The organism is Kitasatospora sp. NPDC034533 (genome assembly GCF_055575155.1).
In genome coordinates this window covers 45,953-70,645 of the sequence record NZ_JBVITE010000004.1, presented here as the reverse complement: position 1 = coordinate 70,645, position 24,693 = coordinate 45,953, and the positions used below count along the sequence as shown (strand labels likewise).

At 75.5% G+C, this 24,693-nt stretch carries 23 protein-coding genes and 2 pseudogenes; 15 read left to right on the top strand and 10 right to left on the bottom strand.

Annotated features, from left to right (window positions below; all coding sequences use genetic code 11):
* Positions 1-50 precede the first annotated feature (50 nt).
* Positions 51-815 carry an ABC transporter permease gene (locus tag ACZ55U_RS04555; RefSeq protein ID WP_465522357.1) on the top strand — a complete coding sequence of 255 codons (765 nt, stop codon included), beginning with the start codon at positions 51-53 and terminating at the stop codon, positions 813-815.
* 141 nt (positions 816-956) lie between these two features.
* Here ACZ55U_RS04555 and ACZ55U_RS04550 read toward each other — a convergent pair whose 3' ends face one another.
* The 4 genes from ACZ55U_RS04550 to ACZ55U_RS04535 form a co-directional block, all read right to left on the bottom strand.
* On the bottom strand, positions 957-2,243 hold the full coding sequence (locus ACZ55U_RS04550; protein ID WP_465522355.1) for an aminotransferase-like domain-containing protein: 1,287 nt from the start codon (positions 2,241-2,243) through the stop codon (positions 957-959).
* Complete coding sequence (locus ACZ55U_RS04545) at positions 2,240-3,175, bottom strand: alpha/beta hydrolase (RefSeq protein WP_465522353.1); 936 nt, start codon at positions 3,173-3,175, stop codon at positions 2,240-2,242. The genes ACZ55U_RS04550 and ACZ55U_RS04545 overlap by 4 nt, the downstream gene beginning before the upstream one ends.
* Before the next feature lie 101 nt (positions 3,176-3,276).
* Positions 3,277-4,053, bottom strand: coding sequence for a class I SAM-dependent methyltransferase (locus ACZ55U_RS04540; RefSeq protein ID WP_465522351.1), 777 nt, complete (start codon positions 4,051-4,053; stop codon positions 3,277-3,279).
* Between the two features lie 47 nt (positions 4,054-4,100).
* Complete coding sequence (locus tag ACZ55U_RS04535; RefSeq protein WP_465522349.1) at positions 4,101-4,508, bottom strand: hypothetical protein; 408 nt, start codon at positions 4,506-4,508, stop codon at positions 4,101-4,103.
* Between the two features lie 207 nt (positions 4,509-4,715).
* Here ACZ55U_RS04535 and ACZ55U_RS04530 point away from each other — a divergent pair, with 207 nt between their 5' ends.
* The 12 genes and pseudogenes from ACZ55U_RS04530 to ACZ55U_RS04475 all read left to right on the top strand — a co-directional run bounded on the left by ACZ55U_RS04530 (position 4,716) and on the right by ACZ55U_RS04475 (position 16,593).
* Entirely contained in the window at positions 4,716-6,131 is a 1,416-nt protein-coding gene (locus ACZ55U_RS04530; protein WP_465522347.1) for a class I adenylate-forming enzyme family protein, read from the top strand.
* Positions 6,132-6,215: 84 nt separating this feature from the next.
* Positions 6,216-6,491, top strand: coding sequence for a phosphopantetheine-binding protein (locus ACZ55U_RS04525; protein WP_380700070.1), 276 nt, complete (start codon positions 6,216-6,218; stop codon positions 6,489-6,491).
* Entirely contained in the window at positions 6,488-6,754 is a 267-nt protein-coding gene (locus tag ACZ55U_RS04520) for an acyl carrier protein (RefSeq protein WP_465522345.1), read from the top strand. Before ACZ55U_RS04525 ends, ACZ55U_RS04520 begins: the two co-directional genes overlap by 4 nt.
* Positions 6,751-7,341 (top strand): annotated as a pseudogene (locus ACZ55U_RS04515) (beta-ketoacyl-[acyl-carrier-protein] synthase family protein); the annotation flags it as partial. The gene ACZ55U_RS04520 and the pseudogene ACZ55U_RS04515, both read left to right, overlap by 4 nt.
* Positions 7,342-7,507: 166 nt before the next feature.
* Entirely contained in the window at positions 7,508-7,897 is a 390-nt protein-coding gene (locus ACZ55U_RS04510; RefSeq protein WP_465522613.1) for a hypothetical protein, read from the top strand.
* An 11-nt stretch (positions 7,898-7,908) separates the two neighbouring features.
* Entirely contained in the window at positions 7,909-8,523 is a 615-nt protein-coding gene (locus tag ACZ55U_RS04505; RefSeq protein WP_465522627.1) for a beta-ketoacyl synthase chain length factor, read from the top strand.
* 162 nt (positions 8,524-8,685) lie between these two features.
* Positions 8,686-10,302 carry a class I adenylate-forming enzyme family protein gene (locus ACZ55U_RS04500; protein ID WP_465522343.1) on the top strand — a complete coding sequence of 539 codons (1,617 nt, stop codon included), beginning with the start codon at positions 8,686-8,688 and terminating at the stop codon, positions 10,300-10,302.
* Positions 10,303-10,399: 97 nt separating this feature from the next.
* Positions 10,400-11,659: a beta-ketoacyl-[acyl-carrier-protein] synthase family protein gene (locus ACZ55U_RS04495; protein WP_465522341.1), complete on the top strand. Its 1,260-nt coding sequence runs from the start codon at positions 10,400-10,402 to the stop codon at positions 11,657-11,659.
* A gap of 79 nt (positions 11,660-11,738) precedes the next feature.
* Positions 11,739-13,712, top strand: coding sequence for a 4-hydroxyphenylpyruvate dioxygenase (gene hppD, locus ACZ55U_RS04490; protein ID WP_465522339.1), 1,974 nt, complete (start codon positions 11,739-11,741; stop codon positions 13,710-13,712).
* Entirely contained in the window at positions 13,709-14,752 is a 1,044-nt protein-coding gene (locus ACZ55U_RS04485) for a thiamine pyrophosphate-dependent dehydrogenase E1 component subunit alpha (protein WP_465522337.1), read from the top strand. The genes hppD and ACZ55U_RS04485 overlap by 4 nt, the downstream gene beginning before the upstream one ends.
* Positions 14,749-15,717 carry an alpha-ketoacid dehydrogenase subunit beta gene (locus tag ACZ55U_RS04480; RefSeq protein ID WP_465522335.1) on the top strand — a complete coding sequence of 323 codons (969 nt, stop codon included), beginning with the start codon at positions 14,749-14,751 and terminating at the stop codon, positions 15,715-15,717. Before ACZ55U_RS04485 ends, ACZ55U_RS04480 begins: the two co-directional genes overlap by 4 nt.
* A 90-nt stretch (positions 15,718-15,807) precedes the next feature.
* Positions 15,808-16,593: a DUF3050 domain-containing protein gene (locus ACZ55U_RS04475; RefSeq protein WP_465522333.1), complete on the top strand. Its 786-nt coding sequence runs from the start codon at positions 15,808-15,810 to the stop codon at positions 16,591-16,593.
* Between the two features lie 39 nt (positions 16,594-16,632).
* Here ACZ55U_RS04475 and ACZ55U_RS04470 read toward each other — a convergent pair whose 3' ends face one another.
* A complete protein-coding gene (locus tag ACZ55U_RS04470; protein ID WP_465522331.1) occupies positions 16,633-17,982 on the bottom strand; it encodes an acyltransferase in 1,350 nt (449 codons plus the stop codon).
* Between the two features lie 430 nt (positions 17,983-18,412).
* Between ACZ55U_RS04470 and ACZ55U_RS04465 the strand changes: the two genes are divergently transcribed.
* Complete coding sequence (locus ACZ55U_RS04465; protein WP_465522329.1) at positions 18,413-18,787, top strand: DUF1304 domain-containing protein; 375 nt, start codon at positions 18,413-18,415, stop codon at positions 18,785-18,787.
* 156 nt (positions 18,788-18,943) lie between these two features.
* Here the strand turns inward: ACZ55U_RS04465 and ACZ55U_RS04460 are convergent, their stop codons facing one another.
* The 3 genes from ACZ55U_RS04460 to ACZ55U_RS04450 form a co-directional block, all read right to left on the bottom strand.
* A complete protein-coding gene (locus ACZ55U_RS04460) occupies positions 18,944-19,186 on the bottom strand; it encodes a hypothetical protein (RefSeq protein ID WP_465522327.1) in 243 nt (80 codons plus the stop codon).
* 13 nt (positions 19,187-19,199) lie between these two features.
* The gene (locus ACZ55U_RS04455) at positions 19,200-20,567 is read right to left on the bottom strand and encodes a streptophobe family protein (protein WP_465522325.1); all 1,368 of its coding nucleotides are present in this window, start codon (positions 20,565-20,567) and stop codon (positions 19,200-19,202) included.
* A gap of 175 nt (positions 20,568-20,742) precedes the next feature.
* Entirely contained in the window at positions 20,743-21,180 is a 438-nt protein-coding gene (locus ACZ55U_RS04450) for a DUF4259 domain-containing protein (protein WP_465522323.1), read from the bottom strand.
* A gap of 120 nt (positions 21,181-21,300) precedes the next feature.
* On the opposite strand from ACZ55U_RS04450, the pseudogene ACZ55U_RS04445 reads away from it, so the two are divergent.
* Positions 21,301-22,109 (top strand): annotated as a pseudogene (locus ACZ55U_RS04445) (nucleotidyltransferase).
* Between the two features lie 275 nt (positions 22,110-22,384).
* Here the strand turns inward: ACZ55U_RS04445 and ACZ55U_RS04440 are convergent.
* Entirely contained in the window at positions 22,385-24,046 is a 1,662-nt protein-coding gene (locus tag ACZ55U_RS04440) for an LCP family protein (RefSeq protein ID WP_465522321.1), read from the bottom strand.
* Entirely contained in the window at positions 24,039-24,662 is a 624-nt protein-coding gene (locus ACZ55U_RS04435) for a DUF6542 domain-containing protein (protein ID WP_465522319.1), read from the bottom strand. Before ACZ55U_RS04435 ends, ACZ55U_RS04440 begins: the two co-directional genes overlap by 8 nt.
* Positions 24,663-24,693: the final 31 nt, after the last annotated feature.

Sequence of the window (24,693 nt, the reverse complement as noted above, 5' to 3'; positions counted from 1 at the left end):
AAGACGTCCCGACCCTCATGACCCGACCCGCACGACCCCCTGGGGAGACCGTGAAGCTCGCCCGCGACACCTGGCTGGTCTTCCAGCGCCAGCTGCTGCTCATGATCCGCACACCGGTCTGGATCGCCGTCGGCCTCATCCAACCGGTGTTCTACCTCCTGCTGTTCGCCCCGCTGCTGAAGAAGGTGCTCGCCCCGCAGGGCGCGACCAGCTACGCCGACGCCTACCAGGTGTACGTGCCGGGCCTGTTGGCGGTGCTGTGCATCTTCGGCGGACTGTTCACCGGCTTCAGCCTGCTCGGCGAGCTCAGGGCTGGCATCATCGAGCGCTCCCGGGTGACACCGGTGAGCCGGCTGGCCCTGCTGCTCGGGCGGGCGCTGCGGGAGATGGTCGCGCTGCTGGTGCAGGCCGTCCTGATCACCCTGATCGCGCTGCCGTTCGGACTGCGGGTGAGCCCGCTGAACCTGCTGCTCGCCTACCTCCTGCTGGGCCTGCTGGCCCTGATGACGTCGGCGATCTCCTTCGGCATCGCGCTGGTGGTGCCCACCGACGCGGCGATGTCGCCGGTGGTCAACACCATCGCGCAGCCGATCGCGCTGCTGTCAGGGGTGCTGCTGCCGCTCACCCTGGCGCCGGGCTGGCTCCAGCAGGCGGCCAAGTGGAACCCCTTCTACTGGGCGGTGGAGGGCATGCGCGCGCTGTTCTCCGGGCACGCCGGGGACAGCGCGGTCTGGCAGGGGCTGCTGGTGGTCGCGGTGATGACCGTCCTGGCGGTGTACTGGTCGGCCCGGCTGTTCTCCACCCGGGTGCGCTGACGGACCCCCGGGCGCGCCGACGGACTCCCGGGCGGGCTGACCGACTCCCGGGCGCGCCGACCTGCTCCAGGTGGGCCGACCGACGGCGGAGGAGCCCGGCTCGCGACGAGCAGCCGGGCCCCTCCGCCGTCCCCGCGCGACTCAGGCCGCCAGGAAGGCCGCCAGGCGGGCCACCCCGTCGATGATCTGCGCCTGCGTCAGCGAGCTGACCGACAGCCGCAGCCGGTGCTCGCCGCCGCCCGCCGGGTAGAACGGCGCCATCGGCGTCCAGAGCACCCCGTGGTCGCGGGCGCAGCGCTCCATGGCCGCCTCGTCGGCGACGAACGGCACCGTCAGCACGGCGAAGAAGCCGCCGGCCGGCCGGTTCCAGGACACCCCCAGCCGGCGCCGAACGGAGGCCGGAAGGTGGCGGTCCAGCTCCCGCAGCAGGGTGTCCAGGCCGGCCGCGTAGTGGGCCGTGGCGGCGGCGTTGGCGGCCCGGAGCCGGCAGTCGTGGCTCAGCAGCATGCCTCCGATGACGGCCTGGCTGAGCGCGGGCGTGTTGACCGTCGTCATGCTCTTCAGCTTGGCCAGCTCGTCCGCGAGCAGGCCCCGCCGCCCGTCGGGGCCGACCACCTCCTGGTCGGCGACCACGTAGCCGAGGCGGGCCCCGGGGAAGCAGGTCTTGGCGAAGGAGCCCAGGTAGACCACCCGGCGGTGGCGGTCCAGCGCCTTGAGGGTGGGCCACCGGGCCGGGGTGCGGGAGAAGAAGCCGTACGGGTTGTCCTCGATGACCAGCACGCCCTCCTCGGCCGCCGCCTCCAGCAGCCCGCCGCGGGCCGCGACCGGCATGCTGGTGCCGGAGGGGTTGGCGAAGTCCGGGACGACGTAGAGGGCGCGCGGGCGGCGCCCCTCGGCCCGGACCGCGCGGGCCGCCGCCCGGACCGTGTCCGGGTCGGGGCCGCCGTCGGGGCCCTCGGGGACGGGCCGGACGGTCAGGTCGAGCAGCCGGGCGGCGCCGGTGACGCCGACGTAGCAGGGCGAGCTGACCAGCAGGACGTCGTCCGGACCGGCGCACAGGGCGCGCAGCGTCAGCAGCATGCCCTCCTGGGCGCCGACGGTGACCACCAGGGCCCGCGGGTCGACGGTCAGGTCCTCGTCGTTGGCCAGCGTGCGGGCGACCAGCTCGTTGATGATGCCCTTGGTCGGGCCGTACTGGAACAGCGCGGTGCGCACCGCGTCCCGGTCGAGGCCGCGGTCGGCCAGGTGGGCGAGGTAGGCGGCCAGGTGGGCCGGGACGTCCCCGGGCTCGAAGAAGCCCTCGTAGGGGCGGCCGGGGGCGAAGGAGACGGCGTCCGGGTAGCGGGTGGTGGCCTCGTTGAGGAAGGTCATCGCGTCCAGCAGCGGATCGGCCAGGCTGGCGTGCAGGTCGGCCAGGGGGATCGTCACCGCAGTGCCTCCCGCAGGCACCGCGCGGCGAAGGCCTGGGCCTCGGCGGCGGCGTCCAGGGTGCCGGTCATGGCGAAGAAGCCGTGCGGCATGCCCTGGTAGCGGCGCAGTTCCACCGGGACCCCGGCGGCGCGCAGCGCCTCGGCGTACTGCTCGCCCTCGTCCCGCAGCGGGTCGTACTCGGCGGTCAGGACGGTCGCGGGCGGCAGGCCGGCCAGCGTGGCCGCGCGCAGCGGGGAGGCGTACGGGCTGGCGCCGTCGCGCCGGTCCGCCAGGTAGTGGCCCCAGTACCAGTCCACCGAACGGCGGTTGAACAGCGCCGGGTCGTCGTTCTCGCGCAGCGAGGGCGTGTCGGCGCCGTGGTCGGTGTTGGGGTAGACCAGCAGCTGGTGGCGCAGGGCCGGGCCGCCGTCGGCGCGCAGCAGCAGGGTGAGCGCGGCGGCGAGGTTGCCGCCGGCGCTGTCGCCGCCGACCGCGAGGCGTTCCGGGTCGATGCCGAACTCCTCCGACCTCGCGACGAGTTGGAGCAGTGCGGCCCGGCAGTCGTGCAGCGCCGCGGGAAAGGGGTGTTCGGGGGCGAGCCGGTAGCCGACGCCGGCGGTGACGCAGCCCACGGCGTTGGTGAGCCGGCGGCAGATGGCGTCGCTGGTGTCGGGCGAGCCGAGCGTCCAGCCGCCGCCGAACAGGTAGAGCAGGGCGGGCAGTCGGCGCCCGGAGGCCTCGGGCCGGTAGAGCCGCAGGGTGAGTTCGCCACCGGGGCCGGCGATGCGGTGCTCCTCGACGGCGGCGACCGGCTCGGGGTCGCCGGCCGCCGCGCGGATGTCCGCGAGGTCGGCGGCTCGGGCCTCGGCGAGGGTCAGGGTGTAGAGCGGCGGGGTGCCGCTGCTCGCGCGCCGGGCGCGATAGGCCTCGGCCTGGGGGTGGAGGGGCATCAGCGGATCCATTCGGTGCGCGGGGCCGGGCAGGAGCGCGGGCGCCCGACGGCGGCGCCGCGGGCGGGAGTTCGGGTAGGGACGGGAGGGCCGGACCGGATCTAACAGTCTGCCTCGACGTAGACGGTCTCGTCGGTGCGGAACGCCGTGTCGAGGTCGGCGACGTCCTGACGGGCGCCCTGGCGGTAGGAGCACGGGCGGATCCGGTCGGGGTCGAAGCCGGCCCGGGTGAGGACGTGCCGCAGTTCGTCCAGGTCGTAGATCCACTGGTGGCCGAAGTACCGGAAGATCTGGTTGACCAGGAAGGCCGGACGCGCGGGCATCGGCGGGCCGAAGCCGAGGGTGGTCAGCCGGCGCCGATGCTTGGTGAGGAAGCCGTCGCCGGTGGCGTAGCCGACCAGGTAGCGGGCGAGGTCGGGGGTGGTCAGGCGCAGCACGCCGCCGGGGCGCAACACCCGCCGGGCCTCGCGCAGCCAGCCGACGGCGACGGGCATGGTGACGTGCTCGATCAGGTGCTCGGCGTACACCCAGTCGACGCTGGCGTCGGCGAAGGGCAGTGGCCGGGCGATGTCGAGCTGGGTGAACCAGCGGTCGCCGTCGACCCGGTAGAGGGTGCCGGGTTCGGTGGCCGCGCCGGGGGCGCGCAGGGTGGCGAGGTCGGTGCCGAGGCCCTCCGGGTGGGCGGTCCGGAACGCCGCGAACTCGATGCCCGTGAGGCCGAGTTCGCGGAATCCGGCGTGGTCGCGCGGCAGCCCGCCGGGGTGCGCTTCGAGCTTCTCGCAGGTGGCGACCCGCTCGCTGAAGGCGTCCAGGCGGCCGGCCAGACCGTCCGGGTCGTCCCAGTCCCAGCCCGGGAATCGTTCGTTCTGCTCGGTCATGTGTGCGGGCCTCCTGATGGGGGAACGTCGTTCGGATGCCGCGCGGTTCAGCCGCGGGCCGGGGCCGGCGGCCGTCCGACGTGGTGCCGCGCGATGCGACGCGGTGCCGCGCGGGTTCGGCCGACGGCCGGGCAGGGCCGGGGCGCGAGGACGGTGCGGCCGGGGTGGGCGAGCCGGGGCCGGGCCAACAGGGCCGTGGCGCGCACCAGTTCCTCGCGCGGCAGGCCCAGCACCCGGTGCGGGACACTCCGTGGCCCGCCGCGCAGGGTCAGCGCGAGGCCGCGGACGGAGACGTCGACCGGGGTGCGCGGGCGCGGCGCCCGGCGTCCGAGGATTTCCCGGTCGGCCGCCAGAGTGCGCTCCGCGCCGGCGCCGCCTTCGATGAAATCCCGGATTTCCGGTGGGATTCGGGCGCGCGCGGCGCGTTCGATCCCGGCCGGCGTGAGAGCTCCCACGGGCGTTCCTCGTTCCAGGACGGCCACGCTCGGGCCAGTCCCGGTTCGGCAGCGTAGGAGCAACAACCCCATTGGTATAGACCTTGATTTGACCAAACGTCTGTGCCATGGTCTGGCCACGGAATCGGCCGTTCGGAGTTTTTCAACGGCGTTCATGTCAAATCCCCTCACTTGTGTGGAGCCGCGTTGACCGGCTTTTCCCCCTCCGTGCTTCCGCCTGCCTTCCTGCCGCACTCCGACGCCCCGGAATCCTGGGTCGACCGGCTGCTGCTGGCCGGGCCCGGCGGCGAGGAGTGCCTGCGCCTCGGCGCACCGCTGGACCGGGACGCCCTGCGCGCCCTGGTCGAGGAGCAGTCCCAGCGGCTGGCGGCCGTCGGGCTCGGCCCCGGCGGGACGGCGGCCCTTCGGTTGCCGCCCTCGGTGGCGTTCGTCGCGGTGCTCCTGGCATGCTGGCGGCTGGGAGCCCAAGTGGCCCTGCTCGACCACCGGTTGACCGACCATGAGATCGACGCGGCGGTGGCGCGGCTGGCTCCGCAGGTGCTGGTAGGCTCCGCCCATCGGTCCGCGGCGGCCCTGCGCGGCTTCTCCGAAGTCGAGCCGGTGGCCGTTCCGTTGGCGGGCGGGCGTCCGGCCGCCACCGGGCACGCGCTGATCCAGCTGAGCTCCGGATCCACCGGCCCGGCCAAGGTCATCGCGCGCACCGCGTCCGATCTTCTGCGTGAACTCGACTGCTACCGACGGCTGGTGGAGTTCCCCGGCGAGGGCGAGCGGGTCGTCCTGCTCTCCTCGGTGGTGCACGTGCTCGGCCTGGTCGGCGGACTGCTCAACAGCCTGTACGCCCGGGTCGCGCTCACCGTGCCGGAGCGGATGACGGCCGCGGGCATCCTCGCGGAGGCCGCCGCCGGCGACCGGCCGACCACCCTGATCGGGGTGCCGTTCCACGCCGAACTGCTGGCGGGTGCGGTCACTCCCCCGGCGCTGCCACGGCTGCGGCGCATGATCGTGGCGGGCGAGCTCATCCGTCCGGGCCTGCCCGCGCTGTTCACCGAGCGCTACGGCGTCCCGCTCGGCACCATGTACGGCATGACCGAGACCGGGGTGATCGCCACCGACCTCTCCGGTGCGCTCCACCCCGCCAAGCGGCCCGTGCACGGGATGCGACTGAGCCTGGTGAAGGGCGAGTTGCGGATCGGCACGGCCTCCTCCCCGTACCCGGGGCTGGACGACCCGACCCGCTGGTCGGACGGCTGGCTGCACACCCGGGACGCCGCCGAACTCGGCGACGACGGCCTGGTCACCGTGCTCGGCCGACTGGACTCCCAGGTCTCGATCGGCGGCCTGAAGGTCGACCTCACCGAGGTCGAGCAGACGCTCACCGCGCTGTCCGACGTCCGCGAGGCCGTGGTGGTCTTCGACGACGGCGCGATCGAGGCCTACCTGGCCACCGAACCCGGGGCCGATCTCGACGCCGTCCAGGGCCTGCTGGCCCGCCGGCTGGCCGCCTACAAGCGCCCGCGCCGGTTCGCCCGGCTGGACCGCCTCCCCCGGACCTCCACCGGGAAGCTGCTGCGCGACCCGGCCGCCCTGCGCGCGAGCGCCGCCACCGCGGCCTCCCCCGGCTGACCGGGCCCGCCGCGCCGAAGGCCCGCCGCACCCGGCCGCGCCCCGGTTCCGTTCCGCACCACCACCCCGACAAGGAGCACCACCATGCAGGACCGCATCCGCGCCTTCGTCCTGGCGTCACTCGCCGAGATGCAGTACGACGTCTCCGAGGTCACCGGGGACACCGACCTCGGCCCGGCCGGCCTCGACCTCGAGTCGCTCGCGCTGGCCGAGCTGTCGGTGCAGGTCGAGGACGAGTTCGGGATCAAGTTCGACCTGGACGAGATGGAGACCACCGCGCTGATGACGCTGGACGAGTTCACCGCCGACGTCACCCGCCGGATCGACGCCCTCGCCGCCACCTCGGGCAGCGCCGCGTGACCGGCTCCCCGCCGCCCGCCGGACCGCCGGACCGGGCAGAAGTCCTGACCATGCTGGCGGCCTTCGGCCGGCGTGCCGTCGAGGCCGTGCCGGAGCACCTCGGCTCACTCGAACTCACCTGGCTCATCGCCGAGTTCGAACAGCGCTACGGCCTCCAGCTGGACCTGGACGACGACCGCTTCGGCGCGGTGCGCACCGTCGACGACGCCACCGAGCTGCTGCGCGAGGCCGTCCTCGCCGACCGCGCGGGCGCCCGGCCGTGAATCCCACCGCCACGGGCTCCGGCCCGCCGGGCCCGACGGCCGGGCGGCCGGTGGTCACCGGTGTCGGCGTGCTCAGCGCCGCCGGGCCGGGGCTCGACGCGCTGACCGAGGCCGCCGCGCACGGCAGGGCCGGGTTCGGTCCGGTCACCCGCTTCGACGTGAGCGCCCGGCGCACCGACCGGGCCGCGCTGTTCCCCGACACGGTGCCGCTGGCCGCCGCCCTCCCGCTGGCCGGGGTGGTGCTCGACGCGATCGGCCAGGCCTGCCGCCAGGCCGGGCTGACCGCCGCCGAGGGGGCCGGGCTGCCCGTGCTGCTCGCACTGCACAGCGACGAGCGCACCCGCGCCACCGCCGACGCGGTCGCCGCCGGACTCCGCGCGGCCACGCACGCGCCGGGCGTCACCCGGGTGTACACCGGCGCCTGCGTGGCCGCGGCCGGCGCCGTCGCCGACGCCGCCGCCCTGGTGGCCACCGGGCGGCACCAGCGCGTCCTGGTCGCGGCCGGGCACCTGGTCGAACCGGGCGTCTTCGCGGTCTTCGACGCCGGCCGGGCGCTCGCCCGGGACGGCGAGGCACGCCCGTTCAGCGCCGGCCGCACCGGCACCCTGCTCGCCGACGCGGCCGCGGCCGTCCTGGTCGAGGCCGCCCCGGCCGCCGAGGAGCGCGACGCCCCCGTACTGGCCCGGCTGGCGGGCTGGGGACGCCCACCACGTCTGCCGTCCGGAGCCGGAGGGCGCCGGAGCGGCCCGCGCGATCGAGGCCGCCCTCGCCCGGGCCGGCGTCACCCCCTCCGAGGTCGGCTACGTCAACGCCAACGGCACCGGCTCCACCCTCGCCGACCGGGCCGAGGCCCGCGCCCTGCGGCGGGTCTTCGGCCCGCACACCGACCACCTGCCGGTCAGCTCCAGCAAGTCCGTGCACGGGCACGCCCTGGAGGCCTCGGCACTGCTCGAACTCGCCGTCACCATCGGCGCGTTGGGCACCGGCCTGCTCCCGGTCAACGCCGGCTGGCTCGGCCCGGACCCGGACGTCGCGCTGGACCTCGTCCTGAACGGCCCGCACACCGCCCGCCCCTCGTACGCGCTCAGCCTCAACTCCGCCTTCGGCGGCGCCAACACCGCACTCCTGCTGGCCCCGGGATGACCGCCACCGCCATGCCCACTCCTGCCGACCACGCCCCCGGCCTGCGGACCGTCGCCGAGGCCAGCCGCCCCGCACCGGGGCTGGACGGGCCCGCGCCACCGCTGCCCGGCTTCGCCGCCTCCGGCTTCAACCCGCTCGTCGCCGACACCGCCGAGCGCTGCCTGCGCACCCTGCTCGGCGAGCCGCCCGCCCCCGGACGGACCGCCCTGCTGCTGGCCAGCGCGAGCGGCGACGCCGCCACCGCCCGGGCCATCGAGCACAGCGCCGAACCCGGACAGCGGACCGGACCGCTGCTGTTCTTCCAGTCCAACCCCAACGCCGTCCTCGGGCACATCGCCGCGCGCTGGGGCCTGACCGGCCCCCTGGTGGCGATCTGCCCGGCCGAGGCGGCCACGCCCGGACGGGTGCCGGCCGACGCCTGCGAGCTGGCCGCGCTGCTGCTCGCCGACGGCGACGCCGACCTGGTCCTCGTCATCGCCGCCGAACAGACGGCGGACGGGGACCACGCCACGGCCGTCCTGCTCGCGGCCGACCTGCCCGAGGCTTCCCCGGCCCCCGGAATCCCGACCGAGCTGAACCCGCCGCACACCACCGGCCGTAGGAACCAACGAGGCCCCGGCGCCTGACGCAGCCGCACCCGGCACACCAGCGCTCCCGCCCGACCCCGCCTCGCTCCCGGCACCGCCGCCGGAGCGGCCGTCCGCCCCGCCTGGCAGCGCGGCTGACCGCCCTGCCACCCGATCAGCCGCCCGGGCCGCCCGACCGGCCCCGAGGGAGGGACCCACCCCGTGACCATCCGCAGCCTCCGCACCCAGCTCGCGGACGACCCCGACGTGGGCGCCGGCAACGTCCTGACCGCCCGGATCGCGCTCGGGCGGGACCTGGACGTGCCGCTGCTCAGTTTCGACACCGCGGTGGACGACCACCCCGCCTGGCAGCCCTTCACCCTGCGCGAACTGGACCGCGCCGTCCGGGCCCGGGCCGCCGCGCTGCACGGCCTGGGCATCACCCGGCGCGACCCGGTCGTGGTGTACGCGGGCGATGCCGCCGACCACGTGCTCACCTTCCTCGCCCTGGCCCGGCTCGGCGCGATCCCCGCGCTGCTCAACCCCAACCTGGACGGCGAGCGCGCCGCCCGCTACATCGCCCGCCTCGGCGCGGCCGGCGTCCTCGCCGACCCGGCCCGCCTGGCCGCGCTGGCCGACCACGACCCCGGCGCGCCGCTGCTGCCCGAGATCGCCACCCTCGGCGCCGGCGACCCGGACACGGCCCCGGAGCCGTACCGGCACTGGTCCGGAGACCCGGTGGCGATCACCCACTCCTCCGGCACCACCGGGATGCCCAAGGCCGTCGTCCACTCGCACGCGAGCCTGTACGCGGCGATCCGCCACCGGCTGCGGCTGCCCCGCCCGCAGGGCCAGGCCCGGATGCTCAGCGCCCTGCCCGCACCGCACGCCGCCACCCTGATCGCACTCAACCTCGCGCTCAGCTCGCACACCGAACTCGCCCTCCTCTCCCGGCAGTCCGGCGACGGCGTCCTGTCCTCGATCGAGCAGTGGCGGCCCACCGGGGTGATCGGCTTCGCCGCCACCTGGGCCGACCTCGCCCGCCACGACCTCGCCACCCGGGCCCTCGACTCCGTCGCGCTCTGGTGGAACACCGGCGACTGCGCCCACGAGGTGCACATCCGCCGCCTGATCGCCGTCGGCAGCCGGGAGACCGTCACCCGCTCCGGCCGCACCCGGCTGCCCGGCTCCCAGTTCGTGGACGGCCTCGGCTCCACCGAGATGGGCCACTCGCACTTCTTCGTCACCCACGGCCCCGGCACCGAGCGCTACGGCCGCTGCGTCGGCCGCCCGCACGCCTTCGTCGACTGCGAGGTCGTCGGACCGGACGGCGAACCGCTCGGCCCCGGCGAGGTCGGCGAACTCGCCACCGCCTCCCCCACCCTGGCGCTCGGCTACTGGAACGACTCGGCCACCACCTTCCGCACCCGGCTGCGCGGGCGCTTCCTCACCGGGGACCTGATGTACCGGGACGAGGAGGGCTACTACTACCACGTGGACCGGGCCGTCGACTCGGTCGAACTCGGCGGCGGCAAGCGGCTGTTCACCGCGATGTCGGAGGAGCGGGTGCTGGCCGCCTGCCCGGACGTGCTGGACTGCACGGTGGTCGCGGTCCGCGACGGCGAGCAGGTGGTCACCGACGTGCTGCTGCTCCTCACCGAGGGCGCCGACCGGGCCGCGGACCGCACCGGGGCGGTCACCGCCGCCCTGGACGAGGCCGTCGCCGCGACCGTCCGCAAGGTGCTGGTGGTCTCGCCCGAGGACATCCCGCTCGGCCCGACCGGCAAGGTCCGCAAGGTCCTGCTGCGCCGGGTCCACCTCGCGGCGGTGAGCGCGTGAACGGGCGGAACGGGCCGAACGGGTGGAACGGGTGGAACGGGCCGAACGGGCGGAACGGGCGAGCCGTCGAGAGGCGCGAGCCGAACGGGGCGGGCTCATGAGCGCGCACCGCCCCACAGCCGTCGTCACCGGCATCGGCCTGCTCTCCCCGCTCGGCCGCGAGCCCGCCGAGGTGTTCGAGGCGCTGGCCGCCAGCCGCTCCGGCCTGCGGGCCGTCCCCGAGGGCCACCCCGCGCACGGCTGGCTGCCCGCCGCCGGGATCGCCCCCGCGGTGGACGGCCGGGAGGTGCTGGCGCCCACCGAGACCCGCTGCGTGGACCGCTTCGTGCTGCTCGCGCTGGCCGCCGCCGACGACGCGCTCGCCGACGCCGGCCTCACGGTCGGCCGGGACGCCGACCCGCACCACACCGCCGTGGTGCTGGCCACCGGAGGCGGCGGGCTGGAGACCTTCGAGCAGCAGTCGCACCGCCGGCTGGAGCGCGGCCGCCCCGGCGTCAGCCCGTACCTGCTGCCCGGCATGCTCTCCAACATGGCCGCCGCCCGGATCGCCATCAAGCACGGCATCCGCGGCTACAGCTCCGCCGTGGTGACGGCCTGCGCGGCCGGCGCCCAGGCGATCGCCGAGGGCCTGCGGCTGATCCGGGCCGGCGACGCGGACGTGGTGGTGTGCGGCGGCACCGAGTCCTCACTGCACCCGACCATCGCCGCCGCCTTCACCAACGCCCGCGCCCTGGCCCAGGGTTGGGACGATCCCGAGCAGGCCTCCCGGCCCTTCGACGCCCGCCGCAACGGCTTCGTGCTGGGCGAGGGCAGCGCCGTCCTGGTGCTGGAACGGGCCGAGCACGCCGAGGCGCGCGGGGCCGCCGGGTACGCGGACGTCCTCGGCTGGGGCGCCTCCACCGACGCCCACCACCCGACCGTGCCCCGCCCCGACGGCACCGGCGCCGCCGACGCGATGCGCGCCGCGCTCGCCAACGCGGGCCTGGCCCCCGGCGACATCGACTACGTCAACGCCCACGGCACCGGCACCAAGCTCGGCGACGTGGCCGAGACCGCCGCGCTGCGCGCCGTGTTCGGCGCCGAGCCGCCCGCCGTCAGCTCCACCAAGGGCGCCACCGGCCATCTCCTCGGCGCGGCGGGGGCGTTGGAGGCGGCGGTCACCGCCCTGGCGGTGGCCCGGGGGACGCTGCCGCCGACGCTGAACCTCACCGATCCCGACCCGGCCTGCGACCTGGACCACGTCCGGGGCGCCGCCCGGCCCGCCCCGGTGCGCGCAGCGCTGAGCAACGCCTTCGCCTTCGGCGGCCACAACCTCAGCCTGATCCTCGGAACGGCCTCCACCCGGTCGACCCGGTAGCCGCCCGTCGCTGCCGCCGCCCACCGCCGCGCGGCGGCAGCCGATCCCCGATCCGCCATCCCTCCGGGGGGAGATCCCGTTGTCCATCCAGACCATCACCCGCGTCGAGTTCCACTGCTCGGACGCCGACAAGAGCGCCGCCGCCCTGTGCGCCGACTACGGCTTCACCGCCGGTGCCCCGACCACCTCGCCGGACAGGGCCCGCACCGTCGCCCTGCGCCAGGGCACCATCGCGCTGCGGCTGACCTCCGCCGCCGACCCCGGACACCCCGTCGCCGAGTACGTCGCCCGGCACGGGGACGGCGTCGCCGTCCTCGCGCTCGGCTGCGCCGACCCGGCCGCCGCGCTGGAGCGGGCCGAGCGGCACGGCGCCCGGGTGCTCGACCGCTCCGGCGCGCTGATCGAGGGCTTCGGCGACACCGCGCTGCGCCTGCTGCCGCTGCCGAGCGCCGAGCCCACCGCTGAGCCCCGGCTGCTGGACGGCCTCGACCACGTCGCGATCTGCCTGCCGGCCGGCACCCTCGCCGACACCGTGCGCTTCTGCGAGGAGGCGCTGGGCCTGCGCACCATCTTCGAGGAGTACATCGAGGTCGGCGAGCAGGCGATGGACTCCAAGGTGGTGCAGAGCGCCTCCGGCGGCGTCACCTTCACCCTGATCGAGCCCGACACCACCCGCCGCCCCGGCCAGATCGACGAGTTCCTCGCCGCCCACGGCGGAGCGGGCGTCCAGCACCTCGCCTTCAGCACCCGCGACATCGCCGCCGCCGTCCGGACCGCCCGGGAGCGCGGCGTGGAGTTCCTGACCACCCCGGGCGCCTACTTCGACGCCCTGGCCGAGCGCTTCGGCGAGACGGCCATCCCGGTGGAGACCCTGCGCGACCTGCACGTCCTGGTCGACCAGGACCACGGCGGCCAGCTGTTCCAGATCTTCGCCCGCTCGACCCACCCCCGGCGCACCTACTTCCTCGAACTGATCGAGCGGCAGGGGGCGGGTACCTTCGGCACCGCGAACATCAAGGCCCTGTACGAGGCCGTCGAGCGGCACAGCCCCACCGCCGCCGACAGCGCCGTGCCCGCCGTCCGGGCCGCCACCTCCGTCCGGGCCGCGCCCGCACACCCCGAGGAGACAGATCCGATGGCCGAAGCCCCCGCCGAATTCCGGCTCACCGAGGCCGAGCGCGCCCTGCTGCCCACCCCCGAGGAGGTCGCGCACTACCGCGAGCACGGCTGGTACCTGTCCCGCAGGCTCTTCAGCGACGAGGAACTGGACACCCTCCAGGCCGCCACCGAGCTGTACTACGCCGGCCACCGCGACCGCGAGCTGCCCGTCCGCCCGCCCCGGCTGGCCTCCTGGCGGCCCGAGGACGGGCCGGTGCAGCGGCACAACGACTACGTGCACCACGAGAGCGACGCGATCGGCGCGATCCTGCGCAAGCCGCTGGTCGGCGCGGTGGCCGCGCTGCTGGCCGGGGCCGAGGAGATCCGGATCTTCCAGTCGACGCTGATCTACAAGCCCCCGGTGCCCGAGGAGCCCAGCAACCGGGTGCCGTGGCACTTCGACAAGCACTACTGGCAGACCTGCACCTCGGACGAGATGCTCACCGCCTTCATCCCGTTCCACGACTGCGGCGAGGAGAACGGCACCATCACCATGGTCGACGGCAGCCACCACTGGCAGGAGCTGCCCTCGGGCGAGGACTCCACCCGGCACTTCGCCGACCGCGACAACTCCGAGCTGGAGGACATCCTGTCCGCCAACGCCGCCCACAACGGGCAGCGGGTGCGCAAGGTGCCGATGCTGATCCCGCGCGGCCACGTCTCCTTCCACCACTGCCGCACCTACCACGGCAGCGGTCCCAACCTGGCCGCCCACCCGCGCCGGGCGGTCTCGCTGCACCTCCAGGACGGCGACAACGCGTACCGCCGGCACGACCGGCCGGACGGACAGCCGGTGGTCTACAACCACGACGTGCTGGTGCGCCGTACGGACGACGGCCGGCCGGACTACGCCGACCCCCGGTACTGCCCGACGGTCTGGCGGGGACGGCCGTGACCGCTCCTGCTCCGCTGCCCGGCGGCGCGCCACCGACGCCCCGCCCCGCCCCGCTGGGCACCCCGGCCGAGCGCTACCGGATGCTGCGGCTGATCCGAGGCTTCGAGGAGCTGGCGCTCGGCCTGGTGAAGGCGGGCGCGATCCCCGGCGGCATCCACGCGTACATCGGCCAGGAGGCCGTCGCGGTCGGCGTCTGCTCGGCGCTCGGCCCGGCCGACCGGCTCGCCAGCACCCACCGCGGCCACGGCCACGTCCTCGCCCGGGGCACCGCGCCGCACCGGCTGCTCGCCGAACTCCTCGGGCGGATCGGCGGTGCGAACGGGGGCCGGGGCGGTTCCATGCACGCCGCGGACCTCTCGCTGGGCATCCTCGGTGCCAACGGCATGGTTGGCGCCGGCGCCCCGATCGCGGTCGGCGCCGCCTGGGCCGCCGCCACGGGCCCCCGGCGGGCCCCGACCGGCCGCACCCCCGTCGCGGTGGCCTTCTTCGGCGACGGCGCCCTCAACCAGGGCGTCCTGCTGGAGTCGCTCAACCTCGCCGCGATGTGGCGCCTGCCGGTGCTGTTCGTCTGCGAGGACAACGGTTACGCCACCACCCTGCCCGCCGCCACCGCCGTCGCGGGCAGCGCGACCGGCCGGGCCGCCGCCTTCGGCATCCCCGCCGAGGAGGTGGACGGCATGGACACCGAGGCCGTCCGCACCGCCGCGCTGCGCGCCGTCGAGCGGGCCCGCGGTGACGGCGGCCCCGGCTTCCTGGCCTGCCGCACCTACCGCTACGAGGGCCACCACACCATGGAACGCCGGATGAAGCTGCGCTACCGCTCCGCCGAGGAGGTCGGAGCCTGGCGCGAGCGCGACCCGCTCCCCCGGGCCGCCGCCGCGCTCGCCCCCGCGACGGTCGCCGAGCTGGACCGCTCGGTGGCCGAACAGCTGGCCGCCGCCGAGGAGTTCGCGCTCGCCTCGGAGCACCCGGACCCGGCCGGCGCGCTGGAGCACCTGTACGCCGACGGGCTGCGGCCCCGGGCGGGAGCGGCCTCGTGACCAGGCTCTCGTACACCAAGGCGCTCAACCGGGCGCTGGCCGACGAACTCGCCGCCGATCCGGCGGTCTGCGTCTTCGGCGAGGACATCGGCGCCGGCCTGGCCGGGCCCACCCTCGGTCTGCTGGACCGCTTCGGACCCGACCGGATCGTCGACACCCCGCTGTCCGAGCAGGCCTTCACCTCGATGGCGATCGGCGCCGCGCTGGCCGGCCGGCGCCCGGTGCTGGAGTTCCAGATCCCGTCCCTGCTGTTCCTCGTCTTCGAGCAACTCGTCAACCAGGCCCACAAGTTCTCGCTGATGACCGGAGGGCAGGCCGCCGTGCCGCTGACCTGCCTGGTACCGGGCTCGGGCTCCCGGGACGGCTGGGCCGGGCAGCACTCCGACCACCCGTACAGCCTGTTCGCGCACGCCGGGGTGAAGACCGTGGTGCCCGCCACCCCGACGGACGCCTACGGGCTGCTGCGCTCCGCGATCCGGGACCCGGACCCGGTCGTGGTGTTCGCGCCCGCCGCCGCGATGCCGGTGCGCGAGACCGTGACCCGGGATCTCGCCCCCGTGCCGATCGGCCGGGCCGTGATCCGCCGGCCGGGCGGCGACGTCACCGTGGTCGCCCTCGGACACCTGGTGCACGACGCCCTCGCGGTGGCCGAGGAGCTGGCGCCGGACCTCTCGGTGGAGGTCCTCGACCCGCGCACCGTGTACCCCTTCGACTGGCAGGCCCTCGCCGGATCGCTGGAGCGCACCGGGCGGCTGGTCGTCCTGGACGACTCCAACCGCAGCTGCGGCTTCGGCGCCGAGGTGCTGGCCACCGCCGCCGAGGAGATGCGCCTGCTCGCCCCGCCGCGTCGGATCACCCGCCCGGACGGCGCCGTACTGCCCTTCGCGCCCGCCCTCGACCGAGCCGTCCAGCCCTGTCGGGAACAGCTGCGGCACGCGCTGGACCTCGTGATGAAGCACCGCTGACCGGTTCGGGACGCGCCGGGCCCGCCGGCGCGTCCCGACGCCCCTTCCGCACCGCCCCCGATGACCCAACGACCCGACCGAGGAGTCGCGTTGTCCGCGAACCGCTACCACTGGGACCGCTCGCACCCCGGCCTGACCGGCCTCCAGCAGGCCATCGACCCCCTGCGCCGCGAGGTGGTCGAGCACTCGGTGTACCGGGCGCTCACCGACATCGAGCGCGTCCGCACCTTCCTCTCCAGCCACGTCTTCGCCGTCTGGGACTTCATGTCACTGCTCAAGAGCCTCCAGCGCGACCTCACCTGCGTGGAGGTGCCGTGGGTCCCGAACGGCCCGACCGCCAGCCGCCGGCTGATCAACGAGATCGTGTTGGTCGAGGAGAGCGACGAGCTCGGCGAGGGCTACACCAGCCACTTCGAGCTGTACGTCGAGGGCATGCGGCAGGCCGGCGCCGACCCTCGCCCGATCGAGGACTTCCTGGCCCTGCTGGGCTCCGGCACCGCCGTACCGGACGCCCTGAAGCGCGCCGAAGTCCCGCGGCCGGCCCTCGACTTCATCTCCACCACCTGGTCGATCGTGGAGAACTCGCCGGTGCACTGCCGGGCCGCCGCCTTCGCCTTCGGCCGCGAGGACCTGATCCCCGACATGTTCACCCAGGTCATCCGGATCGACGATCCCGAGGGCTCGCTCGCCGTCTTCAAGGACTACCTGGCCCGTCACATCGAGGTCGACGGCGAGCAGCACACCCCGATGGCGATGCAGATGCTGATCGACCTGTGCGGCGACGACCGGAGCATGTGGGACGCCTGCGCCGAGACCGTCCGCACCGCGCTGCGGGCCAGGCTCCAGCTGTGGAGTGCGATCGAGCGGTCCTTCTGAAACCTGCCGGGGGAAGGTCCGCGGAGCCGCGCGAAGGGCTCAGACCACCCTGGGCAGGACGGCCGCCGACGCGGGCGGCCGGTCCTCCGCCCGCCGGAACCGGTGCAGCGCCGCCCGGCCCTCCGCCCCGCGCACCCGGGCGGCGAGCCGGGCCGGCAGCACCACGGTGCACAGCCGGCCCTCTCCGCGATAACCCTCGACCGTCCAGCACACCCATGGGATCGGGTAGTTGGCGGCCGGGCTGAAGAGCACCGGGCGCTGCCCCTGGAAACCCACCCGGTAGACGCCGAAGCCGCTCCAGTTGGAGAAGGTGAACCGGCGCGCCCTCGGGTCGAAGCCCAGCGGCACGCAGTCGCGCAGCCGTGAGCGGCCGAGGGTGGCCAGGAACCAGAGGTTGGCGCGGAGGTTGAGGTGCGCGGTCGGGAACTCCTCGACCGCGGTACGCAGCGCGCCCGCCAGCACCGCCGGGCCCTCCTCGGGCCGGTGCGGCAGGTGGACCTCGCTCAGCAGGTTGCCCACCAGCGCGGGCGACAGCCCCAGCCACCGGCGCACGTTGACCGGCACCGTCAGCATCCGTTCGGCGACGTCCCCGTCCAGCTCCCGCAGGGTGCTCACGAGGTGGGCACAGAGCGCGTCCCCGGAGGACAGCCTCCGCCCGGCCGCCGCGCCGAACTCCTCGCACATCCTGGCCAGTTCGGCATCGGTGAAGGCGATCTGGACGATCCGGTTGGCGCGCGGCCCGGCCGCCACTTCCCAGGCCAGCTCCTGTGCCTCCGTCGCCGAGGGCAGCCGGAAGCCGGGCCGGCCGCAGTCCTCCTCGGGAAGCACGTCGGCCAGCAACTCGTCCTGGTCGTCGACGAGTTCGGCTTCCGGAAGCGGCTCGCCGCCGACCGCGGCGGACCAGGTCCGCAGCAACAGCGCGAAGCTGTTGAGGTCGCCGATCGCGTGGTGCCAGGAGCAGCCGAGGACCGTCCCGCCGTCGGCCGTGTGGGTCACCCGCACGGTGAGCAGCGGAATGCCGCCGGCCCGCGCGGCGGGGGCGTCCACGGGGGCGACCAGCTCGGATCCGGCGGCCGTCACCCGGCCCATCGCCTCGGCGAGCGTGCCCTCCACGGTGTAGACCTCGAACGGCACGCCGGCGTCGTCGCAGACCGCCTCCAGCACGCCCTCGACGGTGCGCAGCCGGCCCGCGAAGACCGGCACCCGCTCCAGTGCGCGGGACAGCCCGGCGGCGAGGCGGTCGTCGTCCAGCGGGCTCTCGAAGCAGAGCACGACCGAGACGGCGAGGTCGGCGAGCATGGTGTCCATCAGTCCGCAGCGCAGCACCCGGCCGGTGGCGTGGCCGGCTCGGACGCTCCGGGATCGGCGCAGCTGCGGCCAGATGCTCATGGGGTCCGTTCCGAAGCACTCGACGAATCCGGCGCCGCGCGGTCCGCGGGCACGCCGAACGATAGTGCCGCGTCGCGACAGTGGTCCAGTCCAATCCCGTCACTCCGGCGGGGCTCCCGGGACGCCGCGGCGGTGGGACGCGGCCCTCGGGGAGCGCGCCGGCGCACCCGCCCGGCGCCGGCCCTCGCGCCGGTCCCCGCGCCGTCCCTTACGTCGGCCACCGGCGCCGCACCGACTCGCGGCCGACCGGTCCGAGCGGCGAGACTGTACTGAACGCCCCGGGCCTCCCGGCACGCCGCGATCCCGTGCGCCACCGGTGACCACCGGTCCGCGCTCGCCGTCGGCCCGCCCGCCCGGAGTTGCGCCGGACCGCCGCGCCGCCGTCCTCCCGCCCGCCGTCCGCCGTCCGCCCCCCAGGGAGCCGTCCGCCATGAACGCCGTGAGCCAGGCCTTCGCCGTGGTCGCCGCCGCGATCCACCTCGTCGTGTGGCCGCTGGAGAGCTTCCTGTACGGGCACCCGCAGGTGCGCCGCCTGCTCACCGGCAGCACCGCGGACGCCCCGGAGGTCCGGCTGTGGCGCGTCAACGTGGGCTTCTACAACCTGTTCCTGGCGCTCGGCCTGGTCACCGGGCTGGTCCTGCTGCACAGCGGACACAGCGGCGCGGGCCGGGCGATCGTGCGTTACCTCGCCGCCTTCATGGTCGCGGGCGGGATCACCCTGTTCTTCTCGGCGCCGAAACTGTGGCGCGGCGCGCTCGGCCAGGCCGTCCCGCCGGCGGTCATCCTGCTGGCCGAGGCGTTCTGAACCCGGCCGCCCGGAGCCTGCTACGCAGCCAGGGCGCCGTGAGCAGGACCAAGGCGGTGAAGACGGCGATCCCCTGGAGCCCCGGTTGTTCGGCGAGAGCGCTGCGCCGGAGGCGGTGCACCGCGTAGGCGTTGGCGGCGAGGTCGGTGACCGTGATCACGAGGTGAGGTCGATGCCACCGGGCCGTCCGGCGAGGAGCAGCAGCGCCGCCGGCGCTTCCAGCGGGGCGAGGGCGGACCAGTGGAGGTTGAGCCAGTCGGGGGCCCACGGACAGGGGTGCGGGCCGGCCCGGAGCAGATCGCCGACGTGCGCCGGCACGCCGGCCCCGGCCGGCACCACGGCGTACACCGCGATCAGCGCCACCGCCAGGCGTGGGCTCCTGCGCCACCATGCGAACACCCGGGTGATTCTGTCAGTCGGCCGCCCCGCCGGTCGGCTCGTGCGCGGTTTCGGTCACCGTCTGGCCCCGGTGGCGCACCCGGGCTGCGAGCAGGGCGCCGAGCGCGCCGGTGAGCAGGCCCCAGCCCGCCGCCAACGGCACCGCCGTCCAGAGCACCGGGCGCAGGGTGAGGCTGCCGCCGCCCAGCCCGGCCGGCGGGCTGTTGCCGCCGAGAACGGCGCCGAGCAGGTCGCCCAGGCCGCCCCGGCCGAGGCCGACGCCGAGTACGGAGAGCCCGTAGTCGGCGTCCACCCGCGTCCACAGGCCCACCAGCAGCACGGTGACGGCGGCGGCGAGCGCGAAGCGGACGGCGTGCTGCCGGATCCGGACGGTGCGCGGCGAGCGGTGGGCCGCGAGGAAGGCCGCCGCGAGCAGCAGGACGGCGGCGATCGGCAGCAGCCACCAACTGCGCGCGTCGTGCTCCGCGAGGGTGCCGAGGCTGATGGTCGCCTGCCCGCCGTCGGAGGTGCGCAGCACGGCACTGAGCGGTTCGGGGACGGGCAGGCCGAGCCCGCCGACCAGTCGGCCGTGCCACTCGGCGCCGAGCCCGACGCCGAAGGCCGGCCAGGCCAGATCGGGCAGGGCGAGCAGCACCACGGCCAGGGTCTGCCGGGCGTTGCCGTGCACGATCGCGGTGAGCACCCCCGTCACCACTCCGATCGCCAGGTAGGCCAGCAGCACCAGCCAGAGCGCGAACGCGGCGGGGCGGACGGCGAGTTGGTGGCGCACCAGGGCACTCGGCAGCGGGGCCCGCCGGGACACCGCGAAGGTGGCCGCGAACACCAGCAGCAGCCAGGCCACCCCGATGCCGACGGTGGTGGGGCCGTCGGCGTGGAAGCCGACCTCCGGGGTGAGCCCGAGCGCGCCGCTGATCGACTGCGCCAGGTCGTCGCCGAAGGGGACGACGAAGCTGTGCCGGGCGCCGAGGGTGAGCAGCACCAGGGCGAGCAGCCAGAGCAGCACCGTCCGCCCGATCCGCCCGAGCAGTTCGCCGCCGCCCGCGACGGCGCGCCGGCGCAGCTGCCGCAGGAACACCTCGGCCATCACCACCGCGCCGACCACCGAGACGCCCAGCGGCATGGCGCTGATCCCGGCCCCCACGGCCGCGAAGCCTCCCGCCCCGCCGTCCAGGAGGACGGAGCCGCCCACGGCGAGCGCGAGCGTCGCGGCGAGCACCGAAGGGAAGCCTCCGTCCGGGAGGTCCCCGGCCCCGGCCAGCCAGAGGCCGAGCGCGGCCACCGCCGCCATCGCGGCCAGCCCGGCGAGGACGACGGCGAGCGCGTCCAGCCAGCCGCGTACGGCGCCGGGCGGGCCCGAGGCCCGGGTGGTGGGCTGCCGCATGCCGTCTCCTCGCGCCGGCGGGGTGTCCGGGGTGCCCGCCACGGGCCTCGGCCGAACCGGCTCCCGGCGGGGCTTCCAGGGTGGCTGACGACCGGTGGGCGCGCTCGGTGACGACCGGGCAGCCTCCGTTACGGCGAACGGGGGAACAACCGGGCGATCGGAGCCCGACGGCCGCTCAGGCCTCGGACCGCGGGACCTCCGTCGACGGCGGTGTGGGGTCGAGGACCTCCCGCAGCGCCCGGATGCCCGCACGCCAGGCCGGGCCCTCCGCCGTCTCGTCCCACAGCTCCGCGAGCTCCGACTCCTCCGCCACCACCCGGTCCAGCGCCTCCACCGCGAGCGGGCGCAGCTCGGCGGAGAGCGGCGGTATCGGCTCCTTGGGGCCGTACGCGGTCGTCACCGGCGCCCCGCCCGGGCACTGGGCGGCCAGCAGCGCGGCGGCGGCGACCGCCTCCACCGCCTCGTCGGAGTCCAGGTACTCCTCGGCCCGCGCGGCGCCCAGCAGCGCCGCCCGCAGCATCCCCTCGCGCTCGCCCGGTGCCGCGTCGTCCAGACCGCCGCAGAAGTCCGCCGCCGAGTCGTTGTCGAAGTGCCCGATGTCCCAGGTGCCCATGCCGTTCTCCTCACGCCGTCGCGTTCCGTACACGACGGATGCTTGCACGAGCCACTGACAATCGGCCCGCCCGACGGATATTCGCTGGTCAACGCGGCGAACCTGAGGCATGGTCGCCGCATGACCACCACTCAGGGGCTGGACCGGGACGGGTACATCGCGCGGGAGGGCTCGCTCGACCGCGTGCCGCCGGCGTTCGCCCCGGTCGTCGCGGCCGTCCGCGCGCGGATCGCCGCGGCCTTCCCGCCCGGCCGGCTGCACGGCGCCTACCTCTACGGCAGCGTCCCGCGCGGCACCGCCGTCCCCGGTGTCTCCGACCTCGACGTCCTGCTCGCCCTCCACCACGAGCCCACGGCCGCGGACCGGGCGGTCGCCGGCGCCCTGGAGGCCGCGCTCGACGCCGAGTTCACCGAGTCGACGGCGTCGGCGTGCTGCTCTTCGGCACCGGCACACTGCTCAGCGAGCTGGAACGCCACGACCTGGGCTGGTTCGTCGCCTGTCTCTGCACCCCGCTCCTGGGCGAAGACCTCGCCGAGCGGCTCCCCCGCTACCGCCCCACCTCGCTGCTCGCCCGGGATACCAACGGCGATCTCGCCCTGGTCCTGCCCGGCTGGCGCGAACGCCTGGCCGCCGCCGGAACGCGGGCGGAGTTGCGCGCGCTCTCCCGCGCCGTGTCCCGCCGCCTCGTCCGTACCGCCTTCACCCTGGTGATGCCCCGCTGGGGCGGCTGGACGAGCGATCTGGCCACCTCCGCCGAGGCGTTCGCCGCCCACTACCCCGAGCGCGCCACCCAGGTGCGCCTCGCCGCCGCCATCGCCCGCGCCCCGACCACCGACCGGGCCGCCCTGACCGTACTCGTCGAGGACCTCGGGCCCTGGCTCGCCGCCGAGTACGCCGCCGTCCACGGCGTGAAGGCGCCCCGGCCGTGACGGCGGCGGACACCGGCGGCACCCGGCCGGCCTGCTGACGCTGACGCGGTACGTCCCCGAGGGCACTGCCCCATCGGCCCGCGCCCGGCGAGCACCCGGCCGCCCTCGCCGACAACCCGACAACCCGACAACCCGACAGCTCGACAGCTCGACAGCCGAACATGCGAAGCGCTCGCTTGGAAACCCCGGCCGAGCGCCCGCATCGCACGGCCCTCGGCCCGCTCAACCCACCACGTGTCGCGACGACCCCTCGCGTCCGTCTCCCCACTCGGACCTCAGTCCACGCACGGGATCCCGCCCGCCTTCACCGCCGGGCCCTGCATCGGCAGCCCCGCCGCCGGGTCGGCCGACGGATCGGCCGCGGCGGACGACGCCGCCGGGGTCGGGCTCGGGGTGCGGGAGGCGGCGAGGGTGAGCAGCACGTGGCCCGCCGGGACCGCCGCCGAGGAGACCGCCGTCACCCCGTAGCGGGCGGCGAGCTGCTGCGCGTCGGCCTTGGCCCCGGCCCCGTACGCGACCGTGGTGGCCCGGGTCCTGGCCGGGGCGTCGCCGATCCGGCCCGTCTGGTAGCCGAGTTCGCCCAGCGCCTTGGACTCGCCGGCCGCCGCACCCGCCCCCGCGGCGGCGTTGACGTCGACCACCACCCTGGCCGCCGGGCTCGGACCCGGACCGGGCGAGGCCGAGGCCGAGGCCGAGGACAACGGCGGCGCCGGCTCGCTCGGCGGGTCCTCGGGCGTGACGGCCGGAGCGGCGGGAGCACCGGGAGCGGCCGAAGCGGCGGGGGCTGCGGGCGCCGACTCGCGGTTGAACAGCTGCCGGACGATCTTCTTGATCAGCTCCGGGTTGACGGTGTTGACCTCCTGCCCGCCGACCGTCTTGAAGCCGGTGATCGGCAGGGTGTTGAACTCCACGTTGCCGCCGGTCAGGTTGGGCGCCTGCTGGGCGAAGTCGAGGATGTTCCACTCGTTGTCGATGACGACGTCCTTCTTCACCACCGCGAACAGCTTCTGCATCTGCCCGAAGTCGTTCAGGATGCCCTGCTGCTTGAGCTTGTACTCGACGGAGGAGAGGAACGCCTGCTGCCGGTGGGTGCGGTCGAGGTCGCCGTTGGTGAGGTGGTGGCGCTGGCGGACGAAGGAGAGGGCCTGGGCGGCGTCGAGGGAGCTGATCCCGGCCGGGAGCTTGAGGCCGGTGCCGCCGCCCTCGTGGCCGGCGGTCCGGGCGATGATCGGATCGTCCACCGGGTGGTTGAGGCAGACCTGGATCGGCTCGACCGCCTTGGCGATGTCGTAGAAGCCGATCAGGTTCACCTCCGCGAAGTGGTCGATCGGCACGTCCAGCAGGCTCTGCACCGTCTGGATGGTGGCCGAGCGCCCGGCCTCGCGGCTCTGCCGCTCCAGCTCCGCCCTGGAGAGCCCCTTGCCGGACAGCTTCTGCTCGGCCGCCTCCTTGGCGATGCCGTACGCCTCCTTGATCTTGTGCTGCTTGCCGTCCGCGCCCACGGTCTGCACGTAGTCGTCGCGCGGGACGGACAACGCCGTCACCTTGCCGCCGTTGGCCGGGATGTGCAGCACGATCAGGGCGTTGGTGTTGTACCCGCCGATCCCGCTGGAGCCGGCGTGCAGTTCGTCCTCCACGAACTGCTTGGGCAGGTCGTTGCCGTCCATGTCCTTGCGGCTGTCCAGGCCGATCAGCAGCAGGTTGACGGACTTGTCGAGGTGCGGCGGGGCGTTCTTCTTGGCCTCGCTCAGCGCGGTGGACTTGATCAGGCCGTCGTCCAGGCTGCGGTACTCGTACCAGGTGAAGCCGCTGGCGCCGAGCACGGCCGCCGAGACGGTGCAGGCGAGGGTGCGCCCGACGGCGGTCAGCGGGTCGGCGCCGCGGTGCGGGGCGTGGCCTCGCCGGCCGCGGCCGAGGCGGCTGCGGCGCTCAGCCACGGCGGCCCCTTCCCGCCGGGGCCGCCGCCCGGCCGGTTCGTCGGCGCTCCGCCACCGCCCGCCGCCGGTCCGCGACGACGCGGGCCACGACCACCGCGAGCGCCGCCGCGACCGCCACCGCCATCACCGGGAACGCCCCGACCACCCAGCGCAGCGCCCCGGTTCCGAGGTCCTTGCCCTGGTACTTCCCCGGGTTCGCCAGGTACTCGACGCCCGAGGCGGTGAGCAGCACCACGACCGGAGCCGCCGTCACCACCCACCACCGGCCCGCCCGGCCGCACAGGGCCGCCGCGGCCGCCGTCCCGAGCACCGAGCCCACCGCGAACAGGAGGCCGACGCCCGGCCCGTCGAGTTCGTCCGCGACCGCCCCCAGCAGCGGCAGGCCGACCGCCGAGAGCGCCGCCGCCACCGCGGCGCGCCGGCGCGCCTGCTGCCGGCGCCGGGCCGCCCCCGGGCGCGGCGCCCGGGCCGGTCGGGCCGGTCGGGCCGCGCCGGCGTCCGGGCCGGCGCCGGGGGTCCCCGCTTCGGCCACCCGGGAGCGCTGGGCGGGCAGGGCGCGGTCCTCGGTGCGCGGTCCCGCGTCCTGGTACGGCGTTCTCGCCCGCTGGCCGGCCATGCGCACTTCCCTCGATCGTTGCGGCCGCGGC

What these genes read in the sequence shown, in the direction of transcription:
- ACZ55U_RS04545 (WP_465522353.1), bottom strand. Translation starts at nt 3,175, where the DNA reads ATGCCCCTCCACCCCCAGGCCGAGGCCTATCGCGCCCGGCGCGCGAGC.
- ACZ55U_RS04540 (WP_465522351.1), bottom strand. Translation starts at nt 4,053, where the DNA reads ATGACCGAGCAGAACGAACGATTCCCGGGCTGGGACTGGGACGACCCG.
- ACZ55U_RS04525 (WP_380700070.1), top strand. Translation starts at nt 6,216, where the DNA reads ATGCAGGACCGCATCCGCGCCTTCGTCCTGGCGTCACTCGCCGAGATG.
- ACZ55U_RS04505 (WP_465522627.1), top strand. Translation starts at nt 7,909, where the DNA reads ATGCCCACTCCTGCCGACCACGCCCCCGGCCTGCGGACCGTCGCCGAG.
- ACZ55U_RS04495 (WP_465522341.1), top strand. Translation starts at nt 10,400, where the DNA reads ATGAGCGCGCACCGCCCCACAGCCGTCGTCACCGGCATCGGCCTGCTC.
- ACZ55U_RS04470 (WP_465522331.1), bottom strand. Translation starts at nt 17,982, where the DNA reads ATGAGCATCTGGCCGCAGCTGCGCCGATCCCGGAGCGTCCGAGCCGGC.
- ACZ55U_RS04465 (WP_465522329.1), top strand. Translation starts at nt 18,413, where the DNA reads ATGAACGCCGTGAGCCAGGCCTTCGCCGTGGTCGCCGCCGCGATCCAC.
- ACZ55U_RS04455 (WP_465522325.1), bottom strand. Translation starts at nt 20,567, where the DNA reads ATGCGGCAGCCCACCACCCGGGCCTCGGGCCCGCCCGGCGCCGTACGC.
- ACZ55U_RS04450 (WP_465522323.1), bottom strand. Translation starts at nt 21,180, where the DNA reads ATGGGCACCTGGGACATCGGGCACTTCGACAACGACTCGGCGGCGGAC.
- ACZ55U_RS04435 (WP_465522319.1), bottom strand. Translation starts at nt 24,662, where the DNA reads ATGGCCGGCCAGCGGGCGAGAACGCCGTACCAGGACGCGGGACCGCGC.